At 66.7% G+C, this 15,642-nt stretch carries 11 protein-coding genes; 4 read left to right on the forward strand and 7 right to left on the reverse strand.

Annotated elements, in window-relative coordinates; all coding sequences use genetic code 11:
- Positions 1 to 390: 390 nt before the first annotated feature.
- Both GPA22_RS11225 and icd read left to right on the forward strand, forming a co-directional pair.
- Positions 391 to 2,628, forward strand: a complete 2,238-nt coding sequence (locus tag GPA22_RS11225; RefSeq protein ID WP_169256158.1) for an NADP-dependent isocitrate dehydrogenase — start codon at positions 391 to 393, stop codon at positions 2,626 to 2,628.
- A gap of 297 nt (positions 2,629 to 2,925) precedes the next feature.
- Positions 2,926 to 4,170, forward strand: coding sequence for an NADP-dependent isocitrate dehydrogenase (gene icd / locus GPA22_RS11230; RefSeq protein ID WP_169256159.1), 1,245 nt, complete (start codon positions 2,926 to 2,928; stop codon positions 4,168 to 4,170).
- Between the two features lie 93 nt (positions 4,171 to 4,263).
- Here the strand turns inward: icd and GPA22_RS11235 are convergent, their stop codons facing one another.
- The 5 genes from GPA22_RS11235 to GPA22_RS11255 all read right to left on the reverse strand — a co-directional run bounded on the left by GPA22_RS11235 (position 4,264) and on the right by GPA22_RS11255 (position 9,437).
- On the reverse strand, positions 4,264 to 4,524 hold the full coding sequence (locus GPA22_RS11235) for a DUF4212 domain-containing protein (RefSeq protein WP_169256160.1): 261 nt from the start codon (positions 4,522 to 4,524) through the stop codon (positions 4,264 to 4,266).
- A gap of 18 nt (positions 4,525 to 4,542) precedes the next feature.
- Complete coding sequence (fusA, locus tag GPA22_RS11240; RefSeq protein ID WP_169256161.1) at positions 4,543 to 6,594, reverse strand: elongation factor G; 2,052 nt, start codon at positions 6,592 to 6,594, stop codon at positions 4,543 to 4,545.
- 76 nt (positions 6,595 to 6,670) lie between these two features.
- Positions 6,671 to 8,293, reverse strand: coding sequence for an MFS transporter (locus GPA22_RS11245; protein WP_169256162.1), 1,623 nt, complete (start codon positions 8,291 to 8,293; stop codon positions 6,671 to 6,673).
- 56 nt (positions 8,294 to 8,349) lie between these two features.
- On the reverse strand, positions 8,350 to 9,081 hold the full coding sequence (locus GPA22_RS11250; RefSeq protein ID WP_169256163.1) for an LrgB family protein: 732 nt from the start codon (positions 9,079 to 9,081) through the stop codon (positions 8,350 to 8,352).
- Positions 9,078 to 9,437, reverse strand: coding sequence for a CidA/LrgA family protein (locus tag GPA22_RS11255; RefSeq protein WP_169256164.1), 360 nt, complete (start codon positions 9,435 to 9,437; stop codon positions 9,078 to 9,080). Before GPA22_RS11255 ends, GPA22_RS11250 begins: the two co-directional genes overlap by 4 nt.
- Before the next feature lie 350 nt (positions 9,438 to 9,787).
- Between GPA22_RS11255 and GPA22_RS11260 the strand changes: the two genes are divergently transcribed.
- Positions 9,788 to 11,869 carry a TonB-dependent receptor plug domain-containing protein gene (locus GPA22_RS11260; protein WP_169256165.1) on the forward strand — a complete coding sequence of 694 codons (2,082 nt, stop codon included), beginning with the start codon at positions 9,788 to 9,790 and terminating at the stop codon, positions 11,867 to 11,869.
- 16 nt (positions 11,870 to 11,885) lie between these two features.
- Here the strand turns inward: GPA22_RS11260 and GPA22_RS11265 are convergent, their stop codons facing one another.
- On the reverse strand, positions 11,886 to 12,824 hold the full coding sequence (locus GPA22_RS11265; protein ID WP_169256166.1) for a nucleoside recognition domain-containing protein: 939 nt from the start codon (positions 12,822 to 12,824) through the stop codon (positions 11,886 to 11,888).
- Between the two features lie 131 nt (positions 12,825 to 12,955).
- On the opposite strand from GPA22_RS11265, the gene GPA22_RS11270 reads away from it, so the two are divergent.
- Positions 12,956 to 13,381 carry an acyl-CoA thioesterase gene (locus tag GPA22_RS11270; RefSeq protein ID WP_169256167.1) on the forward strand — a complete coding sequence of 142 codons (426 nt, stop codon included), beginning with the start codon at positions 12,956 to 12,958 and terminating at the stop codon, positions 13,379 to 13,381.
- Positions 13,382 to 13,460: 79 nt separating this feature from the next.
- On the opposite strand, the gene GPA22_RS11275 is transcribed toward GPA22_RS11270, so the two are convergent.
- Entirely contained in the window at positions 13,461 to 15,638 is a 2,178-nt protein-coding gene (locus GPA22_RS11275; protein WP_169256168.1) for a malate synthase G, read from the reverse strand.
- Positions 15,639 to 15,642: the final 4 nt, after the last annotated feature.

A 15,642-nucleotide genomic window follows, 5' to 3' on the forward strand; every position in this document is an offset into this window, starting at 1 on the left:
ATATTGCTACAAATATGTTAACCGATTTCCGGCTGCAGGCCAAGGCCGGGCTGTTCGTCAAGCCCGGTGCCGAGCTCCGGGGTGGGGAAGGGCAGCGCTTCGGCAGACTGCCGAAACAGCTTCCATTCAGCATTGTCATGAACGAGGCGCGGGTCCGGAAATCGCCTGCATACCCGCCGCGCAGAGGGTCTGGGCCAGTTCGAAAGCTTATCTTGTGTCTTATATAAGACAAAGATTGCGATTCTGGCGACTAACTACGGCGTCCGAGGGTCTATAATTACGCGCCGCCAGAAAATGTCCGGATGCTGTCAGGCCTTTAACGGATGTGTCTCGGCCGGCTCCTACGTCCGCTCGGCTATCCGCCACAAAGAGATATAGAGGGAGAAACGCATGACCAGCAAGAATTCGACGATCATCTACACGCTCACCGATGAGGCGCCGCTGCTGGCGACCTACTCGTTGCTGCCGATCATCGAGACGTTCACGGCGCCGGCCGGTGTCCATGTCGAGAAGACCGACATCTCGGTGGCGGCCCGCGTGCTGGCCGAGTTCTCCGACTATCTGACGGACGCGCAGAAGGTTCCGGACAATCTCGCCGAGCTCGGTCGCCTGACCCAGGATCCGGACACCAACATCATCAAGCTGCCGAACATCAGCGCCTCGGTGGCGCAGCTGATGGCGTGCATCAAGGAACTGCAGGGCAAGGGCTACGCGATCCCCGACTACCCCGAGAACCCGGCGACCGAGGAAGAGAAGGCGCTCAAGACCCGCTACGGCAAGTGCCTCGGTTCCGCGGTGAACCCGGTGCTGCGCGAAGGCAACTCCGACCGCCGCGCGCCGCTGGCGGTCAAGAACTACGCGAAGAAGCACCCGCACTCGATGGGCGAGTGGAAGCAGTGGTCGCAGACCCACTGCTCGCACATGGAACACGGCGACTTCTACCACGGCGAGAAGTCGATGACGCTCGACCGCGCGCGCAATGTGAAGATGGAACTCCTCACCAAGAGCGGCAAGACCATCGTGTTCAAGCCGAAGACCGCGCTGCTGGACGGCGAGATCATCGACTCGATGTTCATGAGCAAGAAGGCGCTGTGCGAGTTCTACGAGCAGCAGCTCGATGACTGCCGTGAAGCGGGCATCCTGTTCTCGCTGCACGTGAAGGCGACGATGATGAAGGTCTCGCACCCGATCGTCTTCGGCCACTGCGTGAAGATCTACTACAAGGAAGCGTTCGAGAAGCACGGCAAGCTGTTCGACGAGCTGGGCATCAACGTCAACAACGGCATGGCGACGCTCTACGAGAAGATCGAGACGCTGCCGGAATCGAAGCGCGACGAGATCATCCGCGACCTGCACGCCTGCCAGGAGCACCGCCCGCGCCTGGCGATGGTGGACTCGGCCAAGGGCATCACGAACTTCCACTCGCCCAACGACATCATCGTCGACGCCTCGATGCCGGCGATGATCCGCGGCGGCGGCAAGATGTGGGGTGCCGACGGCAAGCAGTACGACTGCAAGGCGGTGATGCCGGAATCGACCTTCGCCCGCATCTACCAGGAGATGATCAGCTTCTGCAAGTGGCACGGCAACTTCGATCCCGCCACGATGGGCACGGTGCCGAACGTCGGCCTGATGGCGCAGAAAGCCGAGGAATACGGTTCGCATGACAAGACGTTCGAAATCCCGGAAGACGGCGTTGCGAACATCACCGACATCGACACCGGTGAAGTGCTGATGTCGCAGAACGTGGAGGAAGGCGACCTCTGGCGCATGTGCCAGGTCAAGGACGCGCCGATCCGCGACTGGGTCAAGCTCGCCGTGACCCGCGCTCGCAATTCGGGCATGCCGGCAATCTTCTGGCTCGATCCCTATCGCCCGCACGAGAACGAGCTGATCAAGAAGGTGCAGAAGTACCTGAAGGATCACGACACGACCGGCCTCGACATCCAGATCATGTCGCAGGTGCGTGCGATGCGTTACACGCTCGAGCGAGTCTTCCGCGGCCTCGACACCATCTCGGTGACCGGCAACATCCTGCGCGACTACCTGACCGACCTGTTCCCGATCATGGAACTCGGCACCTCGGCCAAGATGCTGTCGATCGTCCCGCTGATGGCCGGTGGCGGCATGTACGAGACGGGCGCGGGCGGTTCGGCGCCGAAGCACGTGCAGCAGCTGGTCGAGGAAAACCACCTGCGCTGGGATTCGCTGGGCGAATTCCTCGCGCTGGCAGTGTCGCTCGAGGACATGAGCTTCAAGACCGGCAACGCCAAGGCGAAGCTGCTCGCGAAGACGCTCGACCAGGCCACCGGCAAGCTGCTCGACAACGACAAGTCGCCGTCGCGCCGCACCGGCCAGCTCGACAACCGCGGCAGCCACTTCTACCTCGCGCTGTACTGGGCCGAGGCGCTCGCCGCGCAGGACGAGGATGCCGAGCTGAAGGCCCGCTTCGCGCCGCTCGCGAAGACGCTGGCGGAGAACGAGCAGAAGATCCTCGCCGAACTCAGCGCGGTGCAGGGCAAACCGGCCGATATCGGCGGCTACTACTACGCCGATCCGGCCAAGACCGCGGCCGTGATGCGCCCGAGCGCAACGCTCAACGCCGCGCTTGCGGCCGTCAATGCCTGACGGGTAGCTCCATCGACCCCCCGTCCTGCCCGTGCAGGACGGCGCTTCACCGAAAAGCCGGCACAGGTTCGCCGGCTTTTTTTCGTCCATGCGTCTTGGCTCCGGGTGAGGGTGGCCCCGCCGCCGTAAGGTACTCGTCGGGATTCTTGGGCCATAATTACTTTCTGGAATGGGGAGACATCATCTGCAGTGCGTGCCCCGCGCCGCGTGCGAGATGAAGCGCCCAAGCTGCAAGCCAAGGGTTTTCAGCGATGAGCTGAATCGATCGAGATACATCCACACAAAGAGGGAGTAGGCATGAGCGCATCCAAGATCAAGGTTCCCGCCGGCGGCCAGAAAATCGTTCCGGGCCAGACGGTTCCCGATCAACCGATCATCCCCTTCATCGAGGGCGACGGCATCGGCGTCGATATCACCCCGGTGATGATCAAGGTGATCGACGCGGCAGTCGAGAAGGCCTACGGCGGCAAGAAGAAGATCCACTGGATGGAGGTCTATGCGGGCGAGAAGTCGACCCAACTGTACGGCCCCGACGAGTGGCTGCCGAAGGAGACCTTCGACGCGCTGAAGGAATACTCGGTGTCGATCAAGGGGCCGATGACCACCCCCGTCGGTGGCGGCATCCGCTCGCTCAACGTCGCGCTGCGCCAGGAACTGGACCTGTACCAGTGCGTGCGCCCGGTGCGCTACTTCAAGGGCGTGCCCTCGCCGCTGAAGCAGCCGGAACTCACCGACATGGTGATCTACCGCGAGAACACCGAGGACATCTACGCCGGCATCGAGTGGGCGTCGGGCTCGGAGCAGGTGAAGAAGGTCATCGCCTTCCTGCAGAACGAGATGGGCGTGAAGAAAATCCGCTTCCCGGAGACCTCGGGCATCGGCATCAAGCCCGTGTCGGTGGAAGGCACGACGCGCCTCGTGCGCGCGGCGATCCGGTACGCGATCGACAACGACCGCAAGTCGGTGACCCTGGTGCACAAGGGCAACATCATGAAGTTCACGGAAGGCCTGTTCCGCGACACCGGCTACAAGGTCGCGCAGGAGGAATTCGGCGCACAGCCGATCGACGGCGGACCGTGGTGCAAGTTCAAGAACCCGAAGACGGGGCGCGAGATCGTCGTCAAGGACGCGATCGCCGACGCCTTCCTGCAGCAGATCCTGCTGCGCCCGGCCGAATACGACGTGATCGCGACGACCAACCTCAACGGCGACTACATCTCCGACGCGCTCGCCGCGCAGGTCGGCGGCATCGGCATCGCGCCGGGGGCGAACATCTCCGACCAGTACGCGTGCTTCGAGGCGACCCACGGCACGGCGCCGAAGTACGCCGGGCAGGACAAGGTCAATCCCGGTTCGCTGATCCTGTCGGCCGAAATGATGCTGCGCCACCTCGGCTGGAAGGAAGCCGCCGACCTCGTCATCAAGGGCATGGAAGGGGCGATCGGCGACAAGGTCGTGACCTACGACTTCGCGCGCCTGATGGAAGGGGCGCAGGAAGTGTCGTGCTCGGCGTTCGGCGATGCGATGATCGCGCGCATGTAAGAAGGTTCGCCCAGGCGCGCTGTACTGCGCGCCGAGGAAAAAACCCGCCCTCTCGTCAAGACGGCGGGTTTTTTGTTGCCGGGTACCGGCGGCTCAGCGCTTTTCGCCGATCTGGTACTTGCGGTCGAGGTGATTCATCGCGAGCACGTAGATCCCGATCAGGACCACGAAGGTGATCTGCGAGCCCTGGGCGAAGATGTAGAAGCCGAGCGGGAAGCTCATGAAGGAGAAGCGGTTGAGTTCGTCGGCGTAGTAGCCGGCGACGAAGCTCACGAGAAACCACACCGACAGCAGCGAGAAGGTCAGCAGCAGGTTGCGGCGCCAGTAGGCCCGATGCTGTTCGGTGAGTTTCATCGCGTGCGCCGGTCGGCCCTACTGGCCGTTGCCGTGGCCGCTCCAGGCCTTGGCGAGACGCTGCTGCACGTCCTGCGGAGCGGGCTCGTAGCCGGCAGCGGTCATCGAGAACTCGCTCTCGCCGGCGCAGATCGCCTTCAGGCGGGCCTCGAAGCCTTCCATCTCTGCGAGCGGCAGGGTCGCGGTGAGCAGCGTGACGCCGCTCGCCGGGCTTTCCGTCGTCGTCAGGTGGCCGCGCCGGCCGGCGAACTCGGCGCTGACTTCGCCGAAGTTGCTGTCGGCGACCTTCACCGTGACGCTGACGAGTGGTTCCAGCACGACCGGCCGGGCGTCGAGCAGCGCCTCGAGCGTCGCGTGCCGACCCGCCGTGACGAAGGACACCTCGTTCGAGTCGACGGCGTGGGACTTGCCGTCGACCAGCACGACGCGCACGTCCTGCACCGGGAAGCCGGCCAGTGCCCCTTCGGCCAGCGCCTGGCGCACGCCCTTCTCGACCGCCGGCAGGAAGTTGGTCGGGATCGCCCCGCCCTTGACCTCGTTGCCGAGCTCGATGCCCGTGCCGCGCGGCAGCGATTCGACGCGCAGCGCGACCTCGCCGAACTGGCCGGCGCCGCCGCTCTGCTTCTTGTGCCGGTAGCGCGCCTCGGCCGTGCCGTTGATCGTCTCGCGGTAGGGAACCGAGGGCGTGGCGGTGTCGAACTGCAGGTTCCAGCGTGCGCGCAGCTGTTCGAGGATGATCTTCAGGTGCAGCTCGCCCAGGCCGCGCACGACGGTCTGGCGGGCCTGGTGGTCGAAGCCGACTTCGAGGCAGGGATCCTCGTCGAGCAGGCGCGCGAGCGCTTCGGCGAGCTTCTGCTCGTCGCCGTGCTTCTGCGGGATCAGCGCGAGGCCGAAGACCGGCTGCGGATAGCTGGCGGGCGCGAGATGGAAGTTGTCCTCGTCGTGCGAGTCGTGCAGCACCGCGTCGGGGTGGATGTCGTCCACGCGGGCGACCGCGCAGATGTCGCCGGGCACGCCCAGGGGCGTTTCGACCTGGTTCTTGCCCTGCAGGCGCAACAGGTGCGAGACCTTGAAGGGCTTGCGGCTGTCGCCGATGTAGAGTTGGGTGTTGGGGCCGATGCGTCCCTGGTGGATGCGGAAGAGGCCCAGCTTGCCGCGGTAGGGGTCGTTGGCGACCTGGAACACGTGCGCGACGACATGGCGGTCCGGATCGGTCGCGACCTCGACTGCCTGCGCAGCGGCGCCTTCGCCCTTGAGGAAGCGCGGCGGGTTGCCTTCGGTCGGATCGGGCATGAGGCGGCCGAGGATGTCGAGCAGCTCCTTCACGCCGGCGCCGGTGCGTGCAGAGACGAAGCACACCGGGATCAGGTGGCCTTCGCGCAGGGCTTGCTCGAAGGGGGCGTGGAGCTGCTCCGGGTCGAGCGATTCGCCCTGTTCGAGGTAGCTCGCCATCAGGGCTTCGTCGAGCTCGACGACCTGGTCGACGATGCTGTCGTGCGCGGCGGAGACCGACGAAAACGCCGGTTCGCGGCCCGTGTCGGGGGTGAAGAAGCAGTCGATGACCGAATCGCCGCTCGCGGACGGCAGGTTGATCGGCAGGCACTCGCGCCCGAAGGTGGCGCACAGGTCCTCGAGCAGGGCCGCGAGCGAAGCCGGCGTGGCGGCGTCGATTTTCGACACGACGACGAGGCGGCACTTGTCGCGGCCGGCTTCCATCATGCGGCGCGTGCCGCTCTCGATGCCGGACGAGGCACTGACCAGCACCGCGGCGGTCTCGACCGCGGGCAGCGCGGTCAGCGCGCGGCCGGCGAGGTCGGGCAGTCCCGGGGTGTCGAGGAGATTGACCCAGTGCCCGGCCCATTCCAGGTGCGCGAGCGAAGTCGACAGCGAATGCCCCATCGCCTTTTCCTGGGGGTCGAAATCGCTGACGGTGTCGCCGCGTTCGATCGTGCCGGCGGCGCCGATGGTACCGGAGGCGACGAGCAGGGCTTCGAGCAGGGTGGTCTTGCCGCAGCCGGCGTGGCCCAGCAGGGCGAGGTTGCGGATGTCGTGAACCGAAGCGGGTGTCATGGACTTGTCCTCACGTGGCCTTTGACTCGCAGTTTCCCCCTGTCGCGACGGCGGCGCAACGGTTTCGCGCCTATGCTCATGCGCTGCGCAGGCCGAGCAGGCGCGTCGCGGCGATCGCCAGCAGGGGCAGTGCGAAGCCCAGCAGCAGGACCGCCACGAGGAGCTGGCCGAGCTCGGCGTAGTTCGCCGGCACCGTGACGGTGCCGCTCGCGGCGTCGTGCACCTCGCGGGTGATCGTGTAGATCTCGTTGAGGTACCTGGTGCCGAGCTGCGAGGCGGACAGGGCGAGGTTCGTGAACGAGGCCATCACCGCGAAGAAGGTCGCCTTGAGGTGCGGCGGCGCGGAGTTCGCGATCCACGCGAGCATCGGCACCATCGACACCTGTCCGAGCGGCGATTCGAGCGCGGTGTTGGCGATGGCGATGAAGCGCGCGTCGACGAATCCGCCCGTCGCCGCCGCGGTCCACGCGTGCAGGCCGTGGAACATGCCGAGGAGAGGCAGCGACAGCAGCGTGCCGGCGACGGTCAGGAAGATCACGATCTGCGCGATCGACTTTTCCGCCATGAAGCGGCGGAAGATGAAGAGCCCGGCGAGCGTCAGTGCGCTGGTGATGAGGTCGAGCCGCGACAGGAAGCTCTGGTCGAAGCCGAGCTCGTCGATCATCCACCAGCTCGCGCCCGCGCCCGGTCCCGGCATGGCGCGGAAGACGAAGATCACGATGATGGTGCCGAGCAGCGTGCGGCGGGCGTCGTCCGCCAGTTCGCGCACCAGGCGGAAGATCATCACGCCGATGATCACGAAGGATGCGCCGAAGATCAGCTCCTGGCCGTAGCCGAGGCCGGACAGGCCGACCGCGAGCGTGAGCGCGACGAAGGCGGCGCTGCCGCCGAGGATCCACCAGTTGGGGGTGGTCGCCTGCTCGGGGGCGTGCACGAGGCGGTCGATCGCAGCCGCGTCGTACCCGAGGCGCGCGAGGCGCCGGGCTTCGCGGCGCTTGAGGATGCCCGAGAGGAGCACGCCGCTCACCGAGAGCAGCGGGATCACCAGCGCGTATTCGTAGATGCGCACGTAGATTGCGACCTTTTCGGCTTCCGGCAGGGCTTCGCTGCCCTCGAACATCGCGACGTTGGCGAGCGACACGAGCACCGTGCCACCGATGATGGCGACGCGGCCGAGCATCTGCATCGTCGTGTGCATCAGGCGCACGGTCTCCTCGGGGAACGGGGCTCCGTCGGCGTCGAGGCGCGGTACGGCCTCGACGGTCATCGCATCGGCGACGGCGTCCTGCATCACGTAGCCGACCGGTGCGAGCAGCGTGGACAGCACGAACCAGGCTTCGGCCGACATCAGCTGACGCATCGCGGCGGGATTGCCGATCAGTCCGATCATGATCGCGAGGCTCGCGGCGATGAGGGAGGCGCCGAGATAGACGAGGCCGGCCTTGTGGCGCCACAGGAGGTCCACGAGATGGCCGATGGGCATCTTGAGCGCCCACGGGATGCCGGCCCAGAAGCCCAGCGCGGCGAGGAAGGACGCCGACAGGCCGAGGTAGTCCTTGACGAAGAAGGTGCCGACGATGCCGGTGAGGCCGGAGACACCCGCCGCGACATAGACCATCAGCGGCGGCAGGTAGGAGAGGCGCATCTCGCGGCCGAGTTCGAGGATGGTGCGGTCGAACCAGCGAAGCAGGGCGGTCATCGGGGGCGGATTCCGTCGGGCTCGGTCAGGGGAAGGGAATGCGAAGGGGCGGGCGATCAGGGCAGGAGTGATTCCAGCCAGGGCAGGAGCCATGGCAGCATCAGCGCGGTCAGCAGGCCGTTGAGCCCCATCGCCAGCGCGGCGAACGCGCCGGCCTGCTCGTTCACCTGGAAGGCGCGTGCCGTGCCGATGCCGTGCGAGGCGAGGCCGACCGCGAAGCCGCGCACGGCGTAGTCGTCGACGTGCAGGATGCGGTAGATGTAGCGGGCGCAGACGGCGCCGAGGATGCCGGTGCTCATCACCAGCACCGCGGTCAGCGAGGGCAGCCCGCCGAGGCGCTCGGCGACGCCCATCGCGATCGGCATCGTGACGCTCTTGGGCGCCATGGACATCACCGATTCGCGGCTCGCGCCGAGCAGCGCCGCGATGCCGACGGCCGACAGGGCGGCCGTGAGCGAGCCGGCAGCCAGGCTCACGAGCAGCGGCAGCAGCATGCCCTTGAGGCGTTCCCACTGCGCATAAAGCGGGATGGCCAGCGCGACGGTCGCCGGGCCGAGGAGGAAGTGCACGAATTGCGCGCCGTCGAAGTAGGTTTGGTAGGGCGTGCCGGTGAGCGTCAGCACGAGCACGAGGACGGTCACGGCGACCATCACCGGATTGAGCAGCGGGTGGTGGTTCGCGCGCCGGTACACCCAGAAGGCGCCCTGGTAGGCGAGCAGCGTGAGGGTCAGGCCGAGCAGAGGGGTCGTCGCCAGGTAGACCCAGATTTCGCCGAGCGCGGGTCTCATGGCCGGTCCTCGCGGTGTCTGGCGTGGCGGGACAGCGCCTGGAGGAGCAGTGCGGACACGGCGATCGACAGCAGCGTGCTCGCGACCAGTGCGACCGTGAGCGGCAGCCATTCGTCGGCGAGGCGGTGGAAGTGGAGCATCACGCCGGTGCCGGCCGGGACGAACAGCAGCGAAAAGTGCTGCAGGATGCCCGTCGCGGTGCCGCGCAACTGCTCGTTCGGGCCGCCGCGCAGCACCAGGGCGATGAACAGGAGGCCCATGCCGATGACCGGGCCGGGAATCGGGAGGCTCAGGCCGCGGACGAGGGCTTCGCCGACCAGTTGGAACACGAGAAGGAGGGTGAGTCCGCCGATCATTGGCTTGCAGGGGCCCCGTCGAGCAAATGACTGTCATTCTAGTGTCTGATACCGGCATGCGGGGCGGGATTCGTTGGGTGCCACCGGGCAGCCGGCACAGCGGTATCGGATCGATGATGGGTGATTTAGCCCCATTTTGGGCAGGCTCGATACCTGTCATGCGAAATGTTGCATCGCCATGTGAAATAATTCTGCCTCAATGATGAGCGTGGCGTCCGGCATGGCGCCGCGAACGGACATGCGCCGTGCAGGCGGGATTGCGGGAAGGTTCCCCCTGTGGGTACCATCGCTTCGCACTGCACAAACAATGGCGGCGCAATAACGCAGTCCGGAAATCGAACGGGGTCGTGATGGGGGTAAGAAACGCTTCGGTGGCCTTGATGGCCGTGCTCGCGGGCCCGGCCGTGGGGGCAAATGAGATCGGCCCGCTTGCCCGGGTGACCGAGGACCCCTTCTTCGATGAGCTGCCCGTCGTGCTTTCGGTGTCGCGGCTCGCGCAGCCCTTGCGCGACGCGCCGGGCTCGGTCACCGTCATCGATGCCGAGACGATACGCACCTCGGGCGCCCGGGATCTCGCGGACCTGCTGCGCCTGGTGCCGGGCTTTCTCGTTGCGCACTCGGAGTTCGGGGCCCCCAGCGCGGTCTACCACGGCATGACCGACCGGAATACCCGCGGCTTGCAGGTCCTGATCGACGGGCGCTCGCAGTATAGCCCGCTGTTCTTCGGCGGCATCGCGTGGAACCTGATCGACGTCTCCCTGGACGAGATCGAGCGCATCGAGGTGATTCGGGGTTCCAACTCCGCCGCCTACGGCTCGAATGCCTTCCTCGGCGTCGTGAATGTCGTGACGCGGGCCGCGGCCGATACTCGCGGGGTGCGCGTGCGCGTCGGGCAAGGCAACGACGGCGTTGCGGACCGGCACGTGCGCGCGGGCATGCGCATCGGCGATGCCGCGGTGCGCGTGAGCGCCGAGAGTACCCGCGACGACGGCGTGAAGGATTTCGACGACCGTCGCGAGAACCGGCGGGTGAATCTGCGCGCGGATATCCCCCTGGGGGGCGCCGACGAACTGCAGGTGCAGGCCGGCAACGTGGAGATGGCGCTGCGCACGGGCTTCATCGACGCCCCCACCAATCCGCCGCGCGAGCAGAAGGCGGTCAAGGAGTTCCTCTCCTTCGGCTGGACGCGCAACCTGTCCGACGGCGGCTCCCTGTCCGCGCGCTACACGCGTTCGAACGAGGTGTACGACGACGCCTTTTTTGCGCGCGAGAAAGGCCTGAGCCTGTTCATCGACTACCACACGAGCACGACGCGCGACGAGCTCGAGCTCCAGCACACGATGGTGCCCTCACCCGAGACCCGGCTCGTGTGGGGCGCGGGGGCGCGCCATGACGCCGTTCGCGGTCAGCAATTCTACGGGCGCGGTGGCGACGCCGTGCGGCAGCACGTGAATCGCCTGTTCGGCAATTTCGAGTGGCGGCCGTCGGAGGCGTGGACGACCAACCTGGGTCTGACCTGGGAGAACGACTCGCTCTCGGATACCTCGCTTGCCCCACGCCTGGCGGTGAACTATCACCTGTCGTCGCGCCAGACGCTGCGTACCGGTCTTTCGCGCGCGCACCGCATTCCTTCCCTCACCGAAGCGAGATCGCGCGAGATCTACGGCGCGGTGAACGCCGGGCGGCCGTTCGGTGTGATTCCGCTGGAAATCGAGCGCATGGCGAGCGGCGACGTCGACCAGGAGCGCATCGACGTCGCCGAGATCGGCTATCTGGGGGATTTCCGCGAGCAGGGGCTGTTCGTCGATGTCCGGGCCTTTCAGGAGAAGGTCAGCGATCGCATCCTGTCGGTGCCGCGGGCGCTGGTGCCGCCGCAGTGCGAAGTGCTCGGCCTGCTCAAGAGGCCGCGTGTTTGCGGGAGCTATACGGACTTCATCAACGGGCAGGATCTCGACATTCGCGGCGCCGAATACGTGCTGCGCTGGCGCCCGCGGCAGGGCAGCGAGTTCACGCTCAACCAGACCTTCACCCACATCGATTCCCGTGTGAACGAGCAGGTGTTCGCGTTGAACGCACAGACCGCGCGCAACGCCGAGCGTCACATGAACCACTCGGCGCCGACCAGGGCGACGGTGCTGCGCTGGACGCAGGAGTTGCCGGGCGGGGCGCAGATGTCGATCGCGCACTTCCGCTACGGGCGCTTCCAGTGGACGGCCGGCACCTCGGTCGACCCCTTCGATCGCACGGACGTGCGCCTCGCCTACCCGTTCCGGGCCGGCCCGACACGTGGCGAGGTGGCCCTGACCGGGCAGGGCATCGAGGGCAGGCGCGCGGAGTTCAGGCGGCGCGGGGCGGATCGTCACGACCCGGATTTTGCACCGCCGCAGTTTCTCGATCCGCGCTACTGGGTCAGCCTGACACTGGAGTTCTGACGCGGCGTCCGGCGGCTCACGCGAGCCATACGTGACCGACGGTGCGCGCGAGGATGCCCACGCCCGCGCCCACCGCAGCCGGCTTCCAGACGCCGGCGACGCGCCTGCCGGCGGAGATGAGCACGGCGACGCCCGGGACGTCCAGCGGGTGAATGAGGAAGCCGGCGCTGCGGTTCAGCATCGCGACGCTCGCGGTGCCGTCCCGCAGCATGTCGTCCATCACGCCCATCATCGCCGTGCCGCCGCCGATGTACTTGGTCAGGGTCGGCAGGATCAGCGCCGGGTCGATCGATACGGCAGCGAGCACCGGCGCGAGTGCACGGGTGAGGAGATCCACCGCGCCGCTCGAACGCAGCGCCATCACCGCGACGAGTGCGAGCACGAGCATGGGAATCGCGCCGACGGCGATCTTGAAGGCTTCCGCGCCGGCACGGTTGATGACGTCGAGCACGCCCTTGGCGTCTTCGGCGACACGGTGGTGCAGGGTCTCGTCCACCGGACCTTCGCTGGCCGACAGTCCGCGGCCGAAGCCGTGGTAGGTGACGGCCGCGGCAACGAGGCCGCCGACGACCGACAGCGCGAGCGTGAGGCCGAAATCGAGCCCCATCGCGATCATCGGAAAGGCCGCGTTGGCCTGCGACATCGCCATCACCATCGCCAGCGTTGCCGCCAGATGGCGGTCGGAGGCGCCGCGACTTTCCATCATCGTCAGCGTTGCGATCGGCGCGGCGAAACTGACGAAGTTGATCTGCAGGGCGGCGAAAACGCCCAGGCCGGTGAGTCCGGCGGGACGCAGCAGCGGGGCCAGCGCGTGCACGAAGCGGTCGAGCACGCCCTTCGCTTCGAGCAGGCGCATCAGCGACAGCATCACGACCATCACCGGCAGCAGGACGAACAGCGCGAGTTCGACGGCGGAGCGGCCGGCGCGCAGGATGATGTCGGTGATGATGTCCATGCAGGGAATCAGGAATTGTGCGGTGCAGCGAATGATACCCGAGCATACGGGTCGAATGCCGCTATTGCCCTGGCGCCGCGTCGGGGCCTATCGTTCGCTTTCCAACAATTCGCAAGGACAAGGAGACCGGCATGGCGATGGTGGAGACGGCGCGCGGCACGGCGCATGAATGGCAGCGGGATCACATGGGGCACATCAACGTGCGTGCCTACATGGAGTTTTTCGATGCGGCCTGCTGGCAGTTTTACGGGATGCTCGGACTGAGCCCGTCGCGGCTGCGCAGCGGCGAGTTCAAGCTGGCCGCGGTGCAGCAGAACATCAGCTACAAGAAGGAGCTGTACCCGGGCGACACCATCGTCGTGCGTACCGGGGTCGTCGAGATGCGCGAGAAGGTGCTGCGCTTCCGCCACGAACTCACGAACACGGAGAACGGCGAAGTGTGCGCGATTTGCGAGTTCACCGTGGTGTGCCTGAACCCCGAAACGCGCCGTTCGCAGCCGTTTCCGGACGCAGTGGTCGAATGCGCCCAGGGGCTGCTGTTGCCGCTCGCGACCTGAGCGGGCGGAAACGAAAACGGCACCGCGTCTGCGGTGCCGTCCCTGGTGTCGGGGCCGCCGGAGCGGCCCGCGGCGCGACTCAGCGTTGCGCCTTCTTCACCTGGCGCCACTTGTGCAGCAGCGGCTCGGTGTAGCCGCTCGGTTGCGCGCAGCCCTTGAACACGAGGTCCTTCGCGGCCTGGAAGGCCACCGACTTGTCGAAGTCGGGCGCCATCGGCTGGTACAGCGGATCGCCGGCGTTCTGCTGGTCGACCACCACGGCCATGCGCTTGAAGGTTTCCGTGACCTGCGCCTCGGTGGTCACGCCGTGGCGCAGCCAGTTGGCGATGTGCTGGCTGGAGATGCGCAGCGTCGCGCGGTCTTCCATCAGGCCGATGTTGTTGATGTCCGGCACCTTCGAGCAGCCCACGCCCTGATCGATCCAGCGCACGACGTAGCCGAGGATGCCCTGGGTGTTGTTGTCGAGTTCCTGCTGGATCTCGGTCGCGCTCCAGTTCGCGGAGGCCGCGACCGGCACCGTCAGCAGGTTGGTGAGGAGGGTGTCGCGCTCGGCGGCGAGGCTGATCTTCTCCATCTCCTGCTGCACGGCATGGACATCCACCTGATGGTAGTGCAGCGCATGCAGGGTCGCGCCGGTGGGCGAGGGCACCCACGCGGTCGTGGCGCCGGCTTTCGGGTGGCCGATCTTCTGCTTGAGCATCTCGGCCATCAGGTCCGGCATCGCCCACATGCCCTTGCCGATCTGCGCCTTGCCGCGCAGGCCGCAGTCGAGGCCGACCAGCACGTTCTGGCGCTCGTAGGCCTGGATCCACGCGGAGGTCTTCATGTCGCCCTTGCGGATCATCGGGCCCGCTTCCATCGCGGTGTGCATCTCGTCGCCGGTGCGGTCGAGGAAGCCGGTGTTGATGAAGGCGACGCGCGATTCGGCGGCCTTGATGCAGCCGGCGAGGTTCACCGAGGTGCGGCGCTCCTCGTCCATGATGCCGACCTTCATCGTGTTGGCCGGCAGGCCCAGCAGTTGCTCGACGCGGCCGAAGAGCTCGGAGGCGAAGGCGACTTCGGCCGGGCCGTGCATCTTCGGCTTCACGATGTACATGCTGCCGGTGCGCGAGTTGCGCTTGAGCTTCAGGTCGCGCATCGAGATCAGCGTCGTGACGACGCCGTCCATGATGCCTTCGGGGATCTCGGCGCCGTCGGCAAGCAGGATGGCCGGGTTGGTCATCAGGTGGCCGACGTTGCGGATGAAGAGCAGCGAGCGGCCGTGCAGACGGAGCGCGCCGCCGTTCGGGGCGGTGTATTCGCGGTCCGGGTTCATCTTGCGCTCGACCATCTTGCCGCCCTTCTCGAAGGTCTCGACGAGGGTGCCGGTGATCAGGCCCAGCCAGCTGCGATAGACGACGACCTTGTCTTCGGCGTCGACCGCGGCGGTCGAGTCCTCGCAGTCCATGATCGTCGTGACGGCGGCTTCGACGAGCACGTCCTTGATGCCGGCGGCGTCGGTCTTGCCGATCGGGTGGTTGCGGTCGAACTGGATCTCGAGGTGCAGGCCGTTGTTCTTCAGCAGCACGGCTTTCGGTGCGGCCGCGTCACCCTGGAAGCCGGCGAACTTCGCGGCGTCGGCGAGGCCGGTCTTCGAGCCGTCCTGCAGCGTGACGACCAGCTTGCCGCCCTCGACGGTGTAGCCGGCGGCCTTCGCGTGGTCGCCCTGCGCAAGCGGCGCGGCCTGGTTGAGCAGGTTGCGGCCGAAGGCGATGACGCGCGCGCCGCGCACCGGGTTGTACGACGAGCCGGCTTCGGCGCCGCCGTCCGAGGGGATCGCGTCGGTGCCGTACAGCGCGTCGTAGAGGCTGCCCCAGCGCGCGTTCGCGGCGTTGAGCGCGTAACGGGCATTCATGATCGGCACCACGAGCTGCGGGCCGGCCTGTTCGCTGATTTCGCTGTCGACGTTCGCGGTCGTGATCTTGAACGGCGCCGGCACCGGCTGCAGGTAGCCGATCTTCTCGAGGAAGGCGCGGTAGGCCGGCATGTCCTGGATCGGGCCGGGGTGGGCGCGGTGCCAGTTGTCGAGTTCGGTCTGCAGGCGGTCGCGTTCGGCGAGCAGCGCGCGGTTCTTCGGTGCGAGTTCATTAGCGAGCTCGCTGAACCCCTTCCAGAACGCGCCGGCGTCGATGCCGGTTCCCGGCAGGGCTTCGGTTTCGATGAAACGGTGCAGCTCGGCGTCGACCTGCAGTTGGTGGCATTGGATTCTCGTGCTCATGATT

Origin of the sequence: Aromatoleum toluvorans, assembly GCF_012910905.1 — a bacterium.
In the GTDB taxonomy this organism is placed as follows: Bacteria; Pseudomonadota; Gammaproteobacteria; order Burkholderiales; family Rhodocyclaceae; genus Aromatoleum; species Aromatoleum toluvorans.

What these genes read in the sequence shown, in the direction of transcription:
- GPA22_RS11245 (WP_169256162.1), bottom strand. Translation starts at nt 8,293, where the DNA reads ATGACCGCCCTGCTTCGCTGGTTCGACCGCACCATCCTCGAACTCGGC.
- icd (WP_169256159.1), top strand. Translation starts at nt 2,926, where the DNA reads ATGAGCGCATCCAAGATCAAGGTTCCCGCCGGCGGCCAGAAAATCGTT.
- GPA22_RS11225 (WP_169256158.1), top strand. Translation starts at nt 391, where the DNA reads ATGACCAGCAAGAATTCGACGATCATCTACACGCTCACCGATGAGGCG.
- GPA22_RS11265 (WP_169256166.1), bottom strand. Translation starts at nt 12,824, where the DNA reads ATGGACATCATCACCGACATCATCCTGCGCGCCGGCCGCTCCGCCGTC.
- GPA22_RS11260 (WP_169256165.1), top strand. Translation starts at nt 9,788, where the DNA reads ATGGGGGTAAGAAACGCTTCGGTGGCCTTGATGGCCGTGCTCGCGGGC.
- GPA22_RS11275 (WP_169256168.1), bottom strand. Translation starts at nt 15,638, where the DNA reads ATGAGCACGAGAATCCAATGCCACCAACTGCAGGTCGACGCCGAGCTG.
- GPA22_RS11235 (WP_169256160.1), bottom strand. Translation starts at nt 4,524, where the DNA reads ATGAAACTCACCGAACAGCATCGGGCCTACTGGCGCCGCAACCTGCTG.
- GPA22_RS11250 (WP_169256163.1), bottom strand. Translation starts at nt 9,081, where the DNA reads ATGAGACCCGCGCTCGGCGAAATCTGGGTCTACCTGGCGACGACCCCT.
- fusA (WP_169256161.1), bottom strand. Translation starts at nt 6,594, where the DNA reads ATGACACCCGCTTCGGTTCACGACATCCGCAACCTCGCCCTGCTGGGC.
- GPA22_RS11255 (WP_169256164.1), bottom strand. Translation starts at nt 9,437, where the DNA reads ATGATCGGCGGACTCACCCTCCTTCTCGTGTTCCAACTGGTCGGCGAA.
- GPA22_RS11270 (WP_169256167.1), top strand. Translation starts at nt 12,956, where the DNA reads ATGGCGATGGTGGAGACGGCGCGCGGCACGGCGCATGAATGGCAGCGG.